12 protein-coding genes, 1 tRNA gene and 2 pseudogenes are annotated in these 14,254 nt (G+C 65.2%); 10 read left to right on the top strand and 5 right to left on the bottom strand.

Annotated elements, in window-relative coordinates:
- Positions 1-532 precede the first annotated feature (532 nt).
- On the top strand, positions 533-853 hold the full coding sequence (locus HUX88_RS31840) for a hypothetical protein (protein WP_217916308.1): 321 nt from the start codon (positions 533-535) through the stop codon (positions 851-853).
- Positions 854-1,050: 197 nt separating this feature from the next.
- Here the strand turns inward: HUX88_RS31840 and HUX88_RS32275 are convergent, their stop codons facing one another.
- The 3 genes from HUX88_RS32275 to HUX88_RS12485 all read right to left on the bottom strand — a co-directional run bounded on the left by HUX88_RS32275 (position 1,051) and on the right by HUX88_RS12485 (position 1,956).
- Positions 1,051-1,158, bottom strand: a complete 108-nt coding sequence (locus HUX88_RS32275; RefSeq protein WP_373886784.1) for a hypothetical protein — start codon at positions 1,156-1,158, stop codon at positions 1,051-1,053.
- A gap of 282 nt (positions 1,159-1,440) precedes the next feature.
- Complete coding sequence (locus HUX88_RS32270; protein ID WP_229219310.1) at positions 1,441-1,719, bottom strand: hypothetical protein; 279 nt, start codon at positions 1,717-1,719, stop codon at positions 1,441-1,443.
- Positions 1,720-1,767: 48 nt separating this feature from the next.
- Entirely contained in the window at positions 1,768-1,956 is a 189-nt protein-coding gene (locus HUX88_RS12485) for a hypothetical protein (protein ID WP_176361974.1), read from the bottom strand.
- 2,408 nt (positions 1,957-4,364) lie between these two features.
- Between HUX88_RS12485 and HUX88_RS32265 the strand changes: the two genes are divergently transcribed.
- The 9 genes and pseudogenes from HUX88_RS32265 to HUX88_RS12455 all read left to right on the top strand — a co-directional run bounded on the left by HUX88_RS32265 (position 4,365) and on the right by HUX88_RS12455 (position 12,675).
- The gene (locus HUX88_RS32265; protein ID WP_229219309.1) at positions 4,365-4,754 is read left to right on the top strand and encodes a hypothetical protein; all 390 of its coding nucleotides are present in this window, start codon (positions 4,365-4,367) and stop codon (positions 4,752-4,754) included.
- 350 nt (positions 4,755-5,104) lie between these two features.
- Entirely contained in the window at positions 5,105-5,932 is an 828-nt protein-coding gene (locus HUX88_RS32260; RefSeq protein WP_229219308.1) for a hypothetical protein, read from the top strand.
- Positions 5,933-5,979: 47 nt separating this feature from the next.
- Positions 5,980-6,486, top strand: a complete 507-nt coding sequence (locus HUX88_RS32255; protein ID WP_373886783.1) for a molybdopterin dinucleotide binding domain-containing protein — start codon at positions 5,980-5,982, stop codon at positions 6,484-6,486.
- 76 nt (positions 6,487-6,562) lie between these two features.
- Positions 6,563-7,416 (top strand): annotated as a pseudogene (locus HUX88_RS12475) (formate dehydrogenase N subunit beta transmembrane domain-containing protein); the annotation flags it as partial.
- Between the two features lie 64 nt (positions 7,417-7,480).
- Positions 7,481-8,119 (top strand): annotated as a pseudogene (locus tag HUX88_RS31835) (formate dehydrogenase subunit gamma).
- Positions 8,120-8,183: 64 nt separating this feature from the next.
- On the top strand, positions 8,184-9,176 hold the full coding sequence (gene fdhE, locus HUX88_RS12470; RefSeq protein WP_176361973.1) for a formate dehydrogenase accessory protein FdhE: 993 nt from the start codon (positions 8,184-8,186) through the stop codon (positions 9,174-9,176).
- Complete coding sequence (selA, locus tag HUX88_RS12465; protein WP_229219307.1) at positions 9,173-10,675, top strand: L-seryl-tRNA(Sec) selenium transferase; 1,503 nt, start codon at positions 9,173-9,175, stop codon at positions 10,673-10,675. The genes fdhE and selA overlap by 4 nt, the downstream gene beginning before the upstream one ends.
- A complete protein-coding gene (selB, locus tag HUX88_RS12460; RefSeq protein WP_176361972.1) occupies positions 10,672-12,573 on the top strand; it encodes a selenocysteine-specific translation elongation factor in 1,902 nt (633 codons plus the stop codon). Before selA ends, selB begins: the two co-directional genes overlap by 4 nt.
- Positions 12,574-12,579: 6 nt before the next feature.
- Positions 12,580-12,675, top strand: a tRNA-Sec gene (locus tag HUX88_RS12455).
- Here HUX88_RS12455 and HUX88_RS12450 read toward each other — a convergent pair.
- Both HUX88_RS12450 and bla read right to left on the bottom strand, forming a co-directional pair.
- Positions 12,660-13,367, bottom strand: a complete 708-nt coding sequence (locus tag HUX88_RS12450) for an alpha/beta fold hydrolase (protein WP_176361971.1) — start codon at positions 13,365-13,367, stop codon at positions 12,660-12,662. The genes HUX88_RS12455 and HUX88_RS12450 overlap by 16 nt on opposite strands.
- Positions 13,364-14,212 carry a subclass B3 metallo-beta-lactamase gene (gene bla, locus HUX88_RS12445; RefSeq protein ID WP_176361970.1) on the bottom strand — a complete coding sequence of 283 codons (849 nt, stop codon included), beginning with the start codon at positions 14,210-14,212 and terminating at the stop codon, positions 13,364-13,366. The genes HUX88_RS12450 and bla overlap by 4 nt, the downstream gene beginning before the upstream one ends.
- Positions 14,213-14,254: the final 42 nt, after the last annotated feature.

Raw genomic sequence — 14,254 nt, 5'->3', positions numbered from 1 at the left:
CGCCTGCAGTCACCGACCGCTTCCTGCTCTACTTCCACAAACTCAGCGCCAAGCAGGATGCGGTGGCCGACAGACGATCCGCTGTACGCCGTACCTGTGGCAGACCAGCCAGAATACCAGGCTTGGATCCGGGCGACGAGCTGCGTGCGCGCCAGCTGCCGCCTAGCGCAGCCGCAGGTCGCGGCGGCTGCCAGGGGGCGGGCTGGAGCGCCTGTTCACGCCGGCCTTCATCACCGGACTGGATCAGGGCCGCTACAGCGCCGCCAACACTGGCACCTACAGCTACACCAGCGCCGACAAGCAGTTCACCAACAAGCTGACCGGCGACGGCGACACCGAGATCAAGTCCGCATTGACGCGGCGCAGGCGTTATGACGCCTGGCGGCGGCCGACATGAGGCCGAACTGAAAACCGACCACCGCTACCTGCCGGCGGCACAGGCGGCAGTGTTCGCAACCACCGAGGAACGCCATCGCCTTCTACACCAAGGAGGGCCCCGGCATCAGCGAAAACGGCTGGCGTCAATTGCCGCATGGCGCAAACGCTGCTCGACGATTTCTTCAGAAGTGGACGCAATCGCCAGAGGCAGCCTGTCGCACGCCACCGTAAGCTGCGTTTCAGCCACGCGAAATCGATGATCCCGATGGCGGCCATCCTCGGCCTGCCCGGCATGTCCGAGCCGCTGCCGCGCGCGGCGACCTGCAACTACGACAACAGCAACTGGCGCGGCGAAGCGGTCGCGCCGGTGGCTGCACCAGCATCAGTGGGATGTCTAACGACGAGAGGCCGCGCTGGTCCGCATGCTGTACAACAGAGAAGGAAGCGGACTTCAAGCGCGACCAGGCCAAGCTAACCCCGGTCAGCCATTTTTACGACTACGCCCGCTTGCGCGCCTGCTACCTTCGAATTAACGCGGAATCAACCGCATCAGCGGGCCTGGCTCACGTCCTGGCTTTGTGGCGATCAATTGCCTCAGCAGCGCCGGCATGTAGGTGCGGCTCGCGCGCGGCAGGCTGCCGTCACGCAGGCGCAGCAAGGCGTCGCGATTGGTCAGCTCGCGGTTCTGGATGTGTCGATGCGAACTATAGCCGAACGGTGCACGCGTTGGAACCGCAGCGGATCGAGCTGCATGGCCAGCAGATGCAGGGGTTCCCGCACCAGATGCGTCTTGCCGCCCGCGTGCAGCGTCGCATAATCACCGTCCGCCTCGGTTCATGACATCGATAGCCCGCACAGTACCGTGCGCGTCCGTTCGTATCGTGAACGTGTGTGTCCAGGTACAGGCGCCGGCAAACGGACTTCGTTCTTCCTGCGCCAGAAGGCCCTTCTTGCGCGGTCAAGGCCTCGTCGAAACGGTCGTCATCGACCGGCAGAGCAAGCAGTCCAACGCCGCCAGGTCGAATGCCTGCAAGGCGAAGCTGTCATACGCCGTCACCAGGATCACCATGGGCCGGCCGTCCGCAGAGCAGCGCGCGCAGCTAAGCCCGCTTCGGCCTGGCGTTTCGGCATCCATGAAGACGAGGTCAGGACGCAACGCGGCCAACCCCTGAACCGCGGTGTATCGCCGTCTCCATACTCCGCCACCAGCTCGAAACCGGGCTGTGCTTCCAGCCGTGCCTTGAGCGCGAGCCGCGCCAGCGGCTCGTCGTCGACGATCGCGACGCTGATCGGGACCGGCATCATGCCGCCATCGGCCCGCAGCGGCAGCGTCAGACGCACGTGGAAGCTGCGCTCACCGCGCCAGTCAGCGACCGGTGCTCCCCGCCATTACAGGTGGCGCAACCCGGCGCTCGGCCACATTAGCAGGCCGATGCCGGCGCCGGTGGTCGCAGCCGACGCGGGCCGATGTCCATCATTGAGCAGTTCGACCGCCAGGCTGGCGCCAGCACGCTCGACGCCCGGATGTCGAGCCGGCCCGCCGTCGCCAGCGGGGGCGATGCCGTGACGAGATCGCATTCTCGACCAGCGGCAAAGCGGCAGTACAGGACCGCCACGTCATCGTCACCCGCAGACGCTCGCCGAGCCTTGCCTGCTCGATGCCGAGGTAGGCCTCGATCAATCGCCGAAGTTCCTCGGCCAGCGCGTGTTCATGGCGGCCATCATGCACGAGGTGGCGCGCAAAAAATCCGCCACGCGGCGTCAATACGGTGGCCTCGCGATTATCGCCAGCGGCGACGAGCGCCGATCATAGCATTCAGGGTGATACAAAGAAGTGCGGATTCACCTGCAGGCGCGGGCGCTGGCTCCGCGTCGCGCGTGCGCGAGGAGCCTGCGCGAGGCGCAACCGGGTACGCTGCAGCGACAGGTAGTAGACGCGACCGCATGCGCACGGCGCAGAACGCGATGAGCGCCAGCCAGCAGCCGTCAGTCCCTGTACCAGGTGGGACCAGCGGTAGCCAGTCGCCAGCCCGAGCGCGATCGCAGATGCCCGCCAGCGCATTCGCCACCGACATCGCGTAGCTTGCCGCCAGCAAGATCACCACTGTGGCCAGCAACGCGCTCTCACGGCGCCACAACTGGCGCTGCAGCCAGGCCAATGGCACGATCCACACCATGCAGAGCGACGAAGTACAGCCCCCCCCCGGAAAGCAGCAGGCATGGCATGCTAGCTCCGGCAGCCGAGATCGCCATGGGGCGGCAACCGGCAGGGCAGCAGGACGGCGACGAGTCTTGGGTGCGGAGTTTCTTTCACGCTGGGTATCCGGGAGAGGAAAGCAGCGATTCTAGCGCGTCAGTCGCCCTATCGAGTAAAGCATCGAGCTAATCTTCCAGCCATCCCCGGTCTGCACCATCTGCCAGCTTTCGCTCCCACGGTTGAGTGACTTTTCCGTTTACCGAGAAATCAAAGTTGAGTAGACCGAGGCCACCGCGCCATTCGTTTCAATGCGAACGTCGTAGAAGCGCTCTTCGACCGGCGGTGGAAGTCTGGATGTAGTCCGCGAACTTTTTCCAGCAGGCGAACCACCTTGGGCGCCGCCGGGTTGTTCGCCTTGATCGATTTCCAGGTTGGGGTGTCAGTACCGATAGCCAGCTGTCGTGGTCCGGCAGGAACAGGCCTCCCAGGGTTTCCCGTCGTGGGCGATGATGGCGGATGGAACTGCTGGACGACTTGGCGAATGGCGGCGACATCGACGACGTCTGCGTAATGCAGCGTCGGCCGCGCGCGCGCGCGGGCGCGGCGCGCCGGGTAGCACAATAAATGAGGGCAAAAACAAAGGACGGCAGTTTGTGCATATAGTCTCCAATGTGAGTAAAAAAGTCACGATAAGACGCCGGCGCCTCGCCGGTCGAGCCGGTGCGCCGGACCGTGCACGGGATGCGGCGAAGCGGTACTGCCGCACCACTGCCGAAAACACAACATCTGATTCAATTCGTTACGGGACTTCCGTTTTTATAGTGATAGGCTTGGTAGGTCTTTTCATATCATGAGAGGCTTACCCCGCCAGACCAGATGACCAGGCGTCAGTTCCTTCGGGTGACTGGCGCGACCATCGCTGGGTTCGAGCATCGCCTTCTCGGCTTTGCGCCGGCATCATTGGCCGGGAGATCCGGCAGTACAAGCTGGCGCGCAGCACCGAAACCCGCAACACCTTACCCTACTGCTCCGTAGGCTGCGGGATCCTTATGTACGGCGGGCGACGGCGCCAAGAACGCCAAGGCCAGCATCATCCATCGGGGGCGACGCCGACCGCCCGGTCAACCGCGCGGCACGCTTTTTTGAGCGCGAGCCTGGTCGTTTTCATCACTCAGAAAACCGCCTGCTGGTGCCCGGTACCGCGCACCCGGCGCGACCGAGTGAAGGCAATCTCCTGGGACGACGCGCTGACACATCAGCGAAGTTGATGAAGGCCGATCGCGACGCCAATTTTCTAAATCGACAAGACGGCGGACGGCAAAACCGTCAACCGCTGGACCACCACCGGCATGCTGTGCGCGTCGGCGGGGACCAACGGAGTAAGGTTACTTAACCCATAAAACCATGCGCAGTCTGGGCATGCTGGCATTCGACAGTAAGCGCGTGTATGACACACGGTCCGACGGTGGCGGAGTCTTGCCTCGACATTTGGACGTGGTGCGATGACGAATCCTGGGTAGACATCAAGAACGCTGATGTCATCCTGGTCATAGGCGGTAACGCAGCAGGCTTTTACCCTTGCGGATTCAAATGGGTCACGGAAGCGAGGCGCATCGCGGCGCGAAGCTGATCGTGGTCGACCCACGCTTTACCCGTATTACCGCTTCGGTGGCGGACTACTACGTCCCTACCCACCGGCGCGGACATCCGTATTCCTGGGCGGGATCATCAACGCTACCTGCTCACGAACGACAAGATCCAGCACGAGTACGTCCGCAGCTACACGGACATGCCCTTCATCGTCCGCGAGGACTTCCGCCTTCAACGACGGCCTGTATTCGGGTTGGGACGACAAGGCGGGCAAGTACACGGACAAGAGCAGCTGGAACTACGGACAGGCGACGACGGCTTTGCCAAGATCGATGCCACGCTCCGAACACCCGCGCTGCGTGTATCAGCTGATGAAGAAGCACTACGCGCGCTACACGCCAGGTGGTGGAAGGCTTGCGGCGTACCGCCCGGAGGTTTGCAAGGTCGCCGAGATGCTGGCGTCGACCGCCGTTCCGGGCCGCGCCGTACCATCCTGTATGCGCTGGAGCTTTGGACGCAGCACTCCACCGGCGCGGAAACGCTGCGCACCGGCGCCACTGCTGGTACCGCTCCTGCTGGGAACATCTGATCGCCGGCGGCAGCGCATGAACGCGCTGCGCGTACTCAACATCCAGGGCCTGACGGACGCAGGGGCTGCTGACCAATATGCTGCCCGGCTACCTGACGCTGCCCGGCCCGAGGCGGAGCAGGACTTCGAAGGCCTACGCCGCCAAGCGCGCGCTGAGAGAGGAGAACCTTTGCGTCCAGTCAGCTCAGCTACTACAGCAACGCCAGAAGTTTCACGATCGGCTTATGCAGAGTGCTGGTGAGGCGACGCCGCCACGAGGAGAACAACTACGCCTTCAGGCTACACTTAACAGCTGGACAAGCCGTACGACATGATGCAGGTGCTTCGAGCATGCATCAAAGGGGGGAAAAATGAACGGCTACATCCCTTTGGGGCTTCAAACATCCTGGCCTCGGCGCCCGGACAAGCAGAAGATCACGGAAGCCGCTCCCGAGCTGAGTTCACATCGTCGTGATGGACCCGCTCACGCGGTGGAGACGGCGGAATTCTGGCGTCCCTTCGTGCGAGTTCCACCGGAATCGATCCAGGCCAAGATCAGACCGGGTGTTCCGCCTGCCGACCACCTGCTTCGCCGAGGAACGCGGCTCGCTAGCGTGAGGGACTCCTCGCGCCCGATGCTGCAGTGGCACTGGCAAGAGGCCGACGGTCTGGGCAGACCAAAGAGCGATCTGGAGATCATGTCCGGCATCTTCCTGCGCATCAAAAGAATGTACCAGACCGACGGCGGCAAATTCCCCACCCTATCGTCAGCCTCACCTGGCCTTACGCCAAGCCATTCGGCTAACGCCGGAACTGGCGATGGAGTACAACGGCAAGGCGCTGAAGGAAACTTACCGATCCAAGGACCCGACGAAAAGTATCCTGAAGAAGAACGAGCAGGTCTCCGGCTTCGCCCAGCTGCGCGACGACCGGCAAGGCACGGCCTGCGGCTGCTGGATGCCGCCGGCTGCTGGACCTCGGCCGGCAACCAGATGGGACGGCGCGACCGCTCCGACCATCAGACCGGCATCGGCCAGACGCTGAACTGGGCCTGGGCTGGCCGACAACCGCCGCATCCTGTACAACAACCGCGCCTCCTGCGACACCAAGGGCAAGCCGTGGACCCCACGCGCAAGCTGGTCAGGATGGAACGGCACCAACTGGGCCGGGGCCGACATCCCCGACTTCAAGGCGGATAGAGCGCCTGAAAACGCAGCGGGCGCTGATCATCGTACTGGCCGAGGGCGTGGCCCGCTTCTTCTCGCGCGATGCGATGGCCGGGGACCGCTTCAGCACTACGGAGAGCCGTTCGAAACGCCGGTCGGCCCACAGCGATGCACCCGACGAACGCGCGCCACCAGCAATCTGTCCCGGCCGCATGTTCCCTGGCGACCGGGCCCAAGCTGGGCAAAGGTGGCCGAGTTCCACACGTGGCGACCAGCTACCGGCTGACGGAGCACTTCCACTACTGGACCATCAAGCACGCGCGCCTGAACGCCATTCTCCAGCCAGGAGCAATTCGTCGGAAATCGGCGAGGACCTGGGCAAGGAGATCGGCGTGGCGCATGGGGACCGCGTCAAGGTCAGCTCCAAGCGCGGGCACATCGTGGCCAAGGCCGTGGTGACCAAGCGTATCAAGGCGCTCATCATCGACGGCAAGAAGACCCACCAGGTCGGACTGCCGATCCACTTCGGTTCAAGAAGTCACCAAACCGGGCTACCTGATCAACACCCTCACGCCGACGGTTGGTGACGGCAATTCGCAGACACCGGAATTCAAGTCCTTCCTGGTGAAAGTGGAAAAAGCATGACGGCCCGAGAAGGTAGCCATGGCACTACAATCCCTTGATATCAGCGCGCTAATGGCCACCACGGTGCAGGAACCGGTGGCGCGCACGCCCGTCACCGGCTTTCGTGCCCAAGTTGATCGACGTGTCGAAGTGCAACAGGCTGCAAGGCCTGCCAGACCGCCTGCATGGAGTGGAACGACCTGCGCGACGACGTCGGCGAGACCACCGGCGTGTACGACAATCCGATTGACCTGTCGCCGCAATCGTGGACCGTGATGCGCTTCTCGGAACACGAAGCCAACGACGGCAACCTTGAATGGCTGATACGCAAAAAGACGGCTGCATGCACTGCAGGACCCGGGCTGCCTGAGCTGCCCTCGCCGGGTGCCATCATTGATACACCAACTTGGCATCGTCGACTTCCATCAGGAGAACTGCATCACGGCTGCGGCTGCAAGTGGCGGCTGTCCGATTCGACGTGCGCGCATCTCCAAGAAGGACGACCCGCGCCTACAAATTGCACGCTCTGCTCGGACCGCGTGTGGCGGTGGGCCAGAGAACCTGCCTGCGTCAAGACCTGCCCCACCGGCGCCATCGTCTTCGGCACCAAGGAGGACATGAAGGACCACGCCGCGGAGCGCATCGAGGACCTGAAGTCGCGCCCGGCTCGCCCAGCGCGAGGCTTTATACGATCCAGCCGGCGTGGGCGGCACGCGCGTGATGTATGTGCTGCACCATGCGGACCAGCCGGGCCTCTATCATGGCCTGAAAGGCCAATCGAGCATCAGCCCCATGGTCGGTCTGTGGAAGAGGCCTGACCAAGCCATTGGCGCTGGCCCGGCATCGCCGTCACGGCGCTGGCGGGCTGGTTCCACTACTCGCGCGTCGGGCCGGAATGAGGTGAGCAAGGACGCGAAACCGAGGCGCTGCATGGCCAACCGTATCGGGAGGCGAAAAATGAGCACACCTGATCGCAGCCCCATGATCGAGCGCTATACGCCGAATGAGCGCAGCCAACCTGGATCACCGCCATCTGCTTCGTGCTGCTGGCGGTGTCCGAAACTGGCCATGTTCCATCCGGCGACCGCGTGGCTGGCGTGTTCCTGGGCGAGGCCAGTGGACGCGCATCCTGCATCGTTTATCGGACTGGTGATATTCGTGTCGTTCGCGCTGCTGAGGCGATTGCGCTTCACTGGCATCACAACCAGTTCGGAAACCGGGCGATAAACAGTGGTTGGATCAAATCGACGTGATCCACAAGCGGGAGGACAAAGGTGCCCAGGTGAGCCGCTACAACGCGGGGCAGAAGGTGCTACATTCTTCGTGCTGATCTTCTGCATGTGCGGCCTGCTGCTGTCAGGCGTGGTGATCTGGCGCCTACTTCGCGTTCTACTTCCTAATGACCTCGTACGCTTCGCCGCGCTTTGCTGCCTTCTGCGCGTTCGTGATCATCTGCTCCATCGTGATACACGTCTACGCAGGCTTTGTGGGTGAAGGGTTCGATAGGCGCCATGGTGCGCGGCACTGTCACCTACGGGTGGGCGCAGGCATCACCCGCGCTGGTTTGAGGAGGTCGCGCGCAAATCACGTGATTGACCCGGCAGTTTAGGATTAGAATAGCGGCGGCGGCGCCGGCGCCGCCGGCCCTCTGGGAGACATCTTGGTACAACGCCTGCTTCAACCCGGCGAGATCGAAGCGCTCGATCACAACGCCATTCCACGCCTGCTGCTGCCGCATCCGCGCAGCCTGTTCATCGCGCGCGCCGCCCGCCTGCGCCAGCTTGCCAAAAATGAAATCAAAGGTATCCCCGTCGGCGAAACGCTGCGCGGCTACCTGCTGCTGATGGCCGCGCTGGTCGACGCGCAAGCCGCCGTCGCACAGTCCTTCCCGTCGGACGCCTTCGCCCTGCCCGACGCCGCCGACATCACCGTCTCGCTCGAACACAATATGCCGCCGCTGCCAGTCAGCGGTGCGCGGCCGCCGTCGTGGCGCTCCGTGTTCAGCGCCCTGCTCGACCAGCTCGATACGCTGGCGGAAGGCCAGTCGCAGATCGCCTCCGTGCTCGCCGAGCTGCGCGCGCTCGATAGCGCGGAACTGGAAGGCTGCGCCGACGCCGTGCTGTCCGAGCTGACCGACAGCGTCAATCCGCTGCACGCGCCGTTCGTGGCCGCCGCGCTGCAGATCATGTGGACCATGCGCGCCGGCCAGCTGGATGCGCAGCGCGTGGCGCCGCTGGTGACCAACACGCTATGCCCGGTGTGCGGCGCGCATCCGGTGGCCAGCGTGATCCGCATCGGCGGACAATCGCAGGGCTACCGCTACCTGCAATGCAGCTGCTGCGCCAGCGAGTGGCATATGGTGCGGGTCAAATGCTCGTGCTGCGAGCATACCGCGCACATCGCCTACCAGAGCATCGAGCCGGCCGACGACGCGCCTGAAATCGCAAACAAGGCCAATGACCCGAGCAAGGTGGCACGCGCCGAGACCTGCGACGACTGCCGCACCTACCGCAAGATCTTCAACCAGGAGCACGACTACAACGTCGAACCGCTGGCCGACGACCTGGCCAGCCTGGCGCTGGACCTGCTGGTCGGCGAGGCAGGCTACGCCCGCGCCAGCGGCAATCCCCTGTTGTGGTTCAACGCCGCATGAGCGGCAAGACGGACACCAAGGCTAGCGCCGGCGGGGGGCCGGACGCCGCATCGCCCGCCCACACCGGGGCAGGCGCGCCGGCAGCGGCGGGCATCATCCACCTGCCCGCTGTCCACCTGATCCTGTCGGACGCCGCCTGCGAACCGCTGATCGCCGAATACGGCCGTGTGCAAACGCTGGAAGCGGCCCGCATGCTGCTGGCCGAACTGCGCGGCATGATGCTGGCCGGCCGCCGCGACGGCATGCCAGTCACCGGCGACACCAGCATCCCCGCCCTGCTGTCCATGCTCGCCGACCGGCTGCGCGACACCAACCGCTCGCCGCTGCGGCCCGTGTTCAACCTCACCGGCACCGTCCTGCACACCAACCTTGGCCGCGCCCTGCTGCCCGACAGCGCCGTGCAAGCCGTCGCAGAAGCGCTGCGCTGGCCGATGAACCTTGAATGGGACATCAACACCGGCAAGCGCGGAGACCGCGACAACCTGATCGAGGACCTGCTGCTGGAACTGACCGGCGCCGAAGCGGCCACCATCGTCAACAACAACGCCGCCGCCGTGCTGCTGATGTTGAACACCCTCGCACAGGGCAAGGAAGTCATCGTCTCGCGCGGCGAGCTGGTGGAAATCGGCGGTGCCTTCCGCATCCCGGACATCATGACCCGCGCCGGCGCCGTACTGCGCGAAGTGGGCAGCACCAACCGCACGCACCTGAAGGACTACGCCGAAGCAGCCGGTCCGCAGACGGCGCTGATGATGAAGGTCCATTGCAGCAATTACGCCATCACCGGCTTCACCAAGAGCGTCGAGCTGCCGGAGCTGGCGCCGCTGTCGAAGAAGCACAACATCCCGCTGGCGGTGGACCTGGGCAGCGGCACGCTGGTCGACCTGGAACAATACGGCCTGCCGCACGAAACCACGGTGCGCGAAACCATCGCCGGCGGCGCGGACCTGGTCACCTTCAGCGGCGACAAGCTGCTGGGCGGCCCGCAGTGCGGCATCATCGTCGGCCGCGCCGATCTGATCGCGCAGATCAAGAAGAATCCCCTCAAGCGCGCGCTGCGCGTCGGCAAACTGACGCTGGCGGCGCTGGAGCCGGTGCTCGCGCTGTACCGCGCGCCGGACCTTCTGCCTGAACGCCTGACCACACTCAAGCTGCTGACCCGTCCCGCCGCACACATGCGCGAACTGGCGCAGGCGCTGCTGCCACTGTTGCAGGCGGCGCTGGGTACCGGCTACGAGGTCAGCTCAGAACCGATGATGAGCCAGATCGGCAGCGGCGCCCTGCCCGTCGACCAGTTGCCCAGCCATGGCCTGTTGGTGCGCGCCGCCGCTGCGGGACGTATCAGCAATGCGCTCGGCATGCTGGAGCAGCGCCTGCGCGCCTTGCCGTTGCCGGTGATCGGCCGCGTGGCACAGGATGCGCTGTGGCTGGACCTGCGCTGCCTGGACGACCACCAGCGCCAGCGCTTCACCGACCAACTGGCGCTGCTGGCCGTATGATCGTCGGCACGGCAGGTCATATCGACCACGGCAAGACCACGCTCACGCGCGCGCTCACCGGGGTCGATACGGACCGGCTGAAGGAAGAGAAGGCGCGCGGCATATCGATCGAACTCGGTTACGCCTATGCGCCGCTGGACAATGGCGACATCCTCGGCGTGATCGACGTGCCGGGCCACGAAAAATTCATCCGCACCATGGCGGCTGGCGTGACCGGCATCGATGCCGCGCTGCTGGTGATCGCCGCCGACGACGGCATCATGCCGCAGACGCTGGAGCACCTGGCCATCCTGCGCCTGCTGGGCGTGCGGCGCGGCGCGGTGGCGCTGACCAAGATAGACCGGGTCGACACGGCACGCATGGAGCAGGTGGAGCGGGACATCAACGCCCTGCTGGCGCCAACCGATTTCGCCGAGGCGCAAATCTTCCGCACCAACGCCAGCGCGGCCGACGACGCCGGCGTGCAGGCTTTGCTGCGGCACCTGGCCCGGATGGCGGCATCGCTGCCGGCCAGCGACGAACGGCGCCTGTTCCGGCTTGGCGTGGACCGCGTGTTCACCTTGTCCGGCCAGGGCACCATCGTCACCGGTACCGCGCTGGCGGGCGGCGTGCGCGTCGGCGAAGTGCTGCAACTGGCCCCGGGTGGACAGCAGGCGCGCGTGCGCGGCATCCACGCACAGAACCGCAGCGCGGACGCCGGCCATGCCGGCCAGCGGCTGGCGCTCAACCTGCATGGCGTGGCGAAGGAGGAAGTGGAACGCGGCACTTGGGTGGTCGCTCCGGCGCTCGGCGAATGCTCCAGCCGCATCGACGTCGAACTGACATTGATGCACGATTGCGGCCTGACACTCAAGTCATGGTCGCCGCTGCACGTCCACCTGGGCGCCGCGCACCACACGGCCAACGTCGTGCTGTTGGACGGCGAATTGCTGGCGCCCGGCCAGACCGGCCGCGTGCAACTGGTGCTCGACGCTCCGGTGCACGCCGTGCCGGGCGACCGCTTCGTGATCCGCAACGCGCAAGCCACCGTCACCATCGGCGGCGGCATGGTGCTCGATCCATTCGGCCCGGCGCGCAAGCGGCGCAGTGCTGCCCGCATGGCGTGGCTGCGGGCGCTGGCCGATTTCGTCGCCAGCGGAGATGTCGCCTCGCTGCTGGCGCGCAGCCCCCTCGGCTTGCGCAGGTCGGCGTTGATGCGGCTGTCGCAGTTGCCGGCCGACCGGATCGCGCTACCGGCGGATACCATCGAAGTGACGCTGCAAGGTGGCGATGCGCTGCTGCTCGCCGCCGGAGAGGTGCAGGCGCTGGAGGCGCGCATCCTGGCCGGCCTGGCCGAATTCCACGCGCGCGCTCCGGACGATGCGGGCCCTGAACTGTGGCGCCTCAAGCGCATCGTCGCGCCGGAGATGGAGGACCGGTTGTGGAGCCGCTTGGTCGAATCGCTGATCGACACCGGGCAGGTGAAGCAGCGTGGCCGCAGCCTCCACCTGCCCGGCCACAGCGTCGAACTAAGCGAGAAGGAACAGGCGCAGGCCGCGCCGCTGCTGGCCGCGTTGCTGGAGGGCGCGTTCGATCCGCCATGGGTGCGCGACCTGTCGCGCGATCATGGCATGCCGGAGGCGGAGGTGCGCCGTTTGCTGCTCAAGCTCTCGAAGACGGGCGAGATCAGCCAGGTGGTGCCGGACCTGTTCTACCATCCCAAGCGGCTGGCCGAATTGGCGGCGCTGGTGGCGGCGCTGCCCGAAGTGCAGGCGTCGGCGTTCCGCGACGCGACCGGGCTGGGTCGAAAGCGGGCCATACAGATATTGGAGTTCTTCGATCGCGTCGGCTATACTCGGCGCGTAGGCAACATCCACTTGATACGGCCGAACGCGGTGTGGTCGTACAGTGGCGAGTAGTTCCACGGAAGGCATACTCATCCGGTGATGGGGCCGGGCTTCAAACCCGGTGGGGGGCGTCAGACGCTCCCCTGTAGGTTCGACTCCTACTGCCTTCCGCCATTCACCACGTCGGCCACCATATCGACGGCGGCGGCGAAGCTGGCCGGGTCTTCCTCCAGCAGCGACCAGAGGCGATTGTGTTCGGCGCCCTGCACGATACGCAGCCGGCTCGATTGCGCGTTCGCCGCCGCGGCCACCAGGCGTTCGGGGATCTCCAGCGGGATCGTGGCGTCGTGTTCGGCGGCGATCACCAGCAGCCGGCCTTCGAAGCGCGACAGGATCTCCCAGGCGTCGCTGTCGGCCCAGCTGCGCTCGCGCCGTATCACGGCCGAGAATTCGGGACCGAACGGCACTTCATACGCCGACGGCGTGTACACGCCAGGCACGATCAGCACCAGCGCATCGACGCGATGGCTCTGCGTCATGCGGATGGCGTTGTAGGCGCCCATGCTGGCGCCGATGATCGCCAACGGCTCCGGCACGCCGCGCGCCGCAACCACCGTCTGCGCCTGGCGCGTGCGGCTGGCCACCGACGATTGCGCCAGAGCGCCGCCGGTGTCGCCATGGCCGATGCAGTCGAAACAGGTGCTGCCGACGCCGCGCTGCTGCAGCGCGCCGCGCAGCAGATGGTGGCCGCGACGGGTGCTGGCGCCAGCGCCGTGCAGGTACAGCACGCGATTGCTGTCGGCGCCGACGTATTGGTCGCCCTTCAGCACATGGCCCTCATAGGCCACATCGAAATCCACGATCATTTTCCCGCCTCCGCCGCCAGACGCAGATTGAGCTTGTCGCGCGCCGCCTTGACATAGGCTTTGCAGCCTTCCCCGCCGTCCAGGAAGGCGTCTGGCTTGCCGCTTTGGCGCTTCTCCCACATGCCGGAGAATTCCGGATGCACGGCGATGATCACATCGCACGAGGCGCGTTCCAGCGCCGCATAGCTTTGCTCGTATTGCTTCACCACCTCCGGATGCTCGCTGAACTTGTAGCCGTCGCTGGAGATCGGATTGATGCTGTCGGCGAAGACCACGCTGGCGCAGCGGTCCTTCTCGCAGGAGCGCCACGTCCAGCTGGTGCCGCCCGCGGTATGGCCCGGCGTGTAGACGGCGGTCACCGCCAGCGGTCCGACCTTGACGGTTTCTCCATCGCGCACCGTACGCACCTTGGCCACCTTGGCAAACGGCGTATTGCCCACGAACTGGGGATCATCCTCCGCCATGTGGCCTCGCTTGAGCGCGGCGGCCGTCAGCGGACTGGCCACCACCGTCGCCCCGGTCATGCGCTGCAGTTCGGCGATGCCGCCCGCGTGGTCGAAGTGATCGTGCGAGCTCAGTATCAGCTTGATATCCCGCACGCGGAAACCCAGCTTCCGGATGCTGGCGGCGATGCGCTGCGGCGAATCGGGATAGCCGCCGTCGAGCAGGATATGGCCTTGCGGCGACGTCACCAGCACCGAGCTCAGGCTGCTCACGCCCACGTAGTAGGTGTTGCCGTGAATTTGAAACGGTTCGACCGGCTTATTCCAGTCGTCGTCGGAGTTTTGGGCATGGGCAGTGGCGGCCAGGCCGCACAGTACGAACGCCAGACAGGTTTTGATCATGAATGAGACTGTGGATGGGTGAAAAGGGCACGGCATTGTACC

This window comes from Duganella sp. BJB1802 (genome assembly GCF_013369445.1).
In the GTDB taxonomy this organism is placed as follows: Bacteria; Pseudomonadota; Gammaproteobacteria; order Burkholderiales; family Burkholderiaceae_D; genus Rugamonas; species Rugamonas vulcania_A.
This window is presented reverse-complemented; position numbering and strand designations above follow the sequence as displayed.

Bases quoted from the DNA above. Each gene is read 5' to 3' on its own strand.
- HUX88_RS31840 (WP_217916308.1), top strand. From the start codon at position 533: ATGGCGCAAACGCTGCTCGACGATTTCTTCAGAAGTGGACGCAATCGC.
- HUX88_RS12485 (WP_176361974.1), bottom strand. From the start codon at position 1,956: ATGCGATCTCGTCACGGCATCGCCCCCGCTGGCGACGGCGGGCCGGCT.
- HUX88_RS32265 (WP_229219309.1), top strand. From the start codon at position 4,365: ATGCCCTTCATCGTCCGCGAGGACTTCCGCCTTCAACGACGGCCTGTA.
- HUX88_RS32260 (WP_229219308.1), top strand. From the start codon at position 5,105: ATGAACGGCTACATCCCTTTGGGGCTTCAAACATCCTGGCCTCGGCGC.
- selA (WP_229219307.1), top strand. From the start codon at position 9,173: ATGAGCGGCAAGACGGACACCAAGGCTAGCGCCGGCGGGGGGCCGGAC.
- selB (WP_176361972.1), top strand. From the start codon at position 10,672: ATGATCGTCGGCACGGCAGGTCATATCGACCACGGCAAGACCACGCTC.
- HUX88_RS12450 (WP_176361971.1), bottom strand. From the start codon at position 13,367: ATGATCGTGGATTTCGATGTGGCCTATGAGGGCCATGTGCTGAAGGGC.
- bla (WP_176361970.1), bottom strand. From the start codon at position 14,212: ATGATCAAAACCTGTCTGGCGTTCGTACTGTGCGGCCTGGCCGCCACT.